Source organism: Neobacillus drentensis, assembly GCF_036965425.1.
GTDB classification, from domain to species: Bacteria; Bacillota; Bacilli; order Bacillales; family Cytobacillaceae; genus Neobacillus; species Neobacillus drentensis_F.
This window is the reverse complement of the sequence record NZ_JBALPP010000159.1, coordinates 1-2,847: the sequence shown is the minus strand read 5'-3', so window position 1 is coordinate 2,847 and position 2,847 is coordinate 1. Positions and strand designations below refer to the sequence as shown.

At 37.8% G+C, this 2,847-nt stretch carries 1 protein-coding gene; it reads left to right on the top strand.

All coding sequences use genetic code 11. The features are described from left to right. Positions 1 to 72: 72 nt before the first annotated feature. Positions 73 to 2,835 (top strand): phosphoenolpyruvate carboxylase, encoded by a 2,763-nt coding sequence (ppc, locus tag V7161_RS28405; RefSeq protein WP_335716147.1) that lies wholly within the window; start codon positions 73 to 75, stop codon positions 2,833 to 2,835. Positions 2,836 to 2,847: the final 12 nt, after the last annotated feature.

Here is a 2,847-nt window from a genome sequence, read left to right as displayed (position 1 = left end):
CAATCCTACTAAATTATGTTATATTAATAAATAAAAATTTTACCGAATTACAGAAAGGGAAGGTGAAAAGGTGTGGCAACCGAATTGAAACTAAATGACAGCAGTCTTCCATTACGTCGCGATGTTAAGTTATTAGGGAAAATACTTGGTGAAATTCTTATTAACCATGGTGGAACTGATTTATTTGACAAAGTCGAAAAAATACGGCTAATGTGCAAAAATCTTCGTACGGACTTTAGCCAAGACGAATATGCGGCCTTAAAACAAGAAATAGCTTCTCTCAGCACTCCAATGCGGAAACAAATCATCCGTGCATTTTCAATGTATTTCCATTTAATAAATGCGGCTGAACAAAATCATCGAATTCGGAGAAGAAGACAATACCAACTTCAAGATGATAATAATGTTCAACCTGATTCAATAGAAAGTGCAATTTTGGCACTTAAAGAAAACGATATTGAAGAAGAGACAATTCAAAATGTTTTACATACATTGTCCCTTGAACTTGTTATCACTGCCCATCCGACAGAGGCAACAAAGCGGTCGATTCTTGAAATTCAACAAAGGATCGCGGATATCTTAAAAAATCTTGACCATCCACTGCTTACAAAAAAAGAAAAAAATAAGCTCGAAGAGAGTTTATTTAATGAAGTGACAATTCTATGGCAGACAGATGAATTACGGCATTATAAACCGACAGTTATGGATGAAGTTCGGAATGGATTGTATTATTTTGATCAAACTCTTTTTGATGTGCTCCCTGAAATTCATCGTGAATTGGAAGCAAGTTTAGAAACAAATTTTCCACAAACCGACTGGCAAGTTCCGAATTTCCTTCGCTTCGGTTCATGGATTGGCGGCGACCGTGATGGAAATCCGAATGTGACCCATGATATAACATGGGAAACATTATTAAGGCAAAGAAGGCTTGTCCTAAAAAAATATAAAGCTGTTTTAGTGGATTTAATGAAGCGATACAGTCATTCTACTACAAGAGTGGAAGTAAGCAGCGAACTCATAAACTATCTCGAGGAAAAAGAGGACTATTATTTATCCGATGATAAAAAATGGCCTGTAAAAACGGAAGTATACCGTCGTGCTTTTGCGATTATTATTGAGCGTATAAAGCAAGTTGGTAAATCAGGTATCGGTTATAAAACTGCTGATGATTTATTAACAGATTTATACTTGATTCAAAATAGTCTTAAACATCATCATCCAGCTGCTCATGAATTAAAAACAATTCAGAAGCTGATCCGTCAAGTCCAGTTGTTTGGCTTCCATTTAGCTACACTTGATATCCGGAATCACAGCGGTGAACACGAAGCAGCGATTACAGAAATTTTGAAGAAAGTCCGGATCAGTGAAAATTATGCTGAACTTGCAGAAGAAGAAAAGTTGAAAATTCTTCAAAGTATTTTGATTGACCCACGTCCACTTCTTTTATTAAATGAGGATTATTCTAAAGAAACGCAAGAAATGATTAAAGTATTCCAAATGATTAAGAAAGCACATGAAGAATTCGGCAAACGATCTATATCTGTGTACCTTGTCAGTATGACAAAATCACCTAGCGATTTGTTAGAAGTTCTGGTATTGGCAAAAGAAGCAGGCATCTACAGGCTTCATTCAGATGGGGCATTGGAAAGTCACTTAAATGTTGCTCCACTTTTAGAAACCATTGATGATTTAACCTCCGGACCTAAAATAATGGAGACACTCTTTGAAATGCCTGTTTACCGTAATCATTTGCAAATCCTAGGGAACCAACAGGAAATTATGCTGGGCTACTCAGATGGCAGCAAAGATGGAGGTACCTTAACTGCGAATTGGAAGCTATATAAAGCGCAAATCGAAATTCATGAAATGGCAAAAAGGTATCAAATTGGTCTTAAATTTTTCCATGGTCGCGGTGGGTCTTTAGGACGTGGCGGTGGTCCCTTAAATAAAAGCATTTTATCACAGCCGGCTGAAACCATCGGGGATGGGGTTAAAATTACGGAGCAAGGAGAGGTGTTATCTGCCCGTTATTTACTTGAGGATATCGCTTACCGCAGTTTAGAGCAGGCAACTTCCACTTTGCTGCGTGCAGCAACACATGTTTCGAATGAAGCGGAACAAGGGAACCTGAGGGAACTAATATGGGAAGAAGCAATAGAAGAAATTTCAAGCACTGCTTTGGGCAAATACCAAGCACTCGTTTTTGGCGACTCTGACTTCCTGACTTACTTTAACGAGGCTACGCCATTAAGAGAGTTAGGTGATTTAAATATTGGCTCAAGACCGATGAGTCGAAAAAATCGCGGACGATTTGAAGATTTACGGGCAATACCGTGGGTTTTTGCCTGGACTCAAAGCCGCCAGCTCCTGCCGGCATGGTATGCTGCAGGAACAGGTTTAGAAAGCTTTGCTTCTAGAAGTGAGCAAAATATGGAGCTTCTACAGCAAATGTATTTAAAGTGGCCATTCTTTCAATCTACCGTGGATAATTTGCAAATGGCATTAATGAAGGCAGATATAACGACAGCCCAGGAGTATTTAACGCTTGTTGAAGATAAAGAGATTGCTGATAGGATATTCACTAATATATTAGAAGAATATGTAAGAACTAAGGAAATTTTATTGAAAATTACGGGCGATAAAGAATTATTGGATCACATACCTAACATTAAAGATTCAGTATTTAGAAGAAACCCATATGTGGATCCCTTGAATTTTTTACAGGTAGAGTTAATCAAGGAATTACGTAAACAGGAAGAGCCGAATGATGAACTTTTAACTGAAGTATTACTTACCATAAGTGGAATATCTGCTGGATTGCGTAATACAGGTTGATAAAGTAAACAC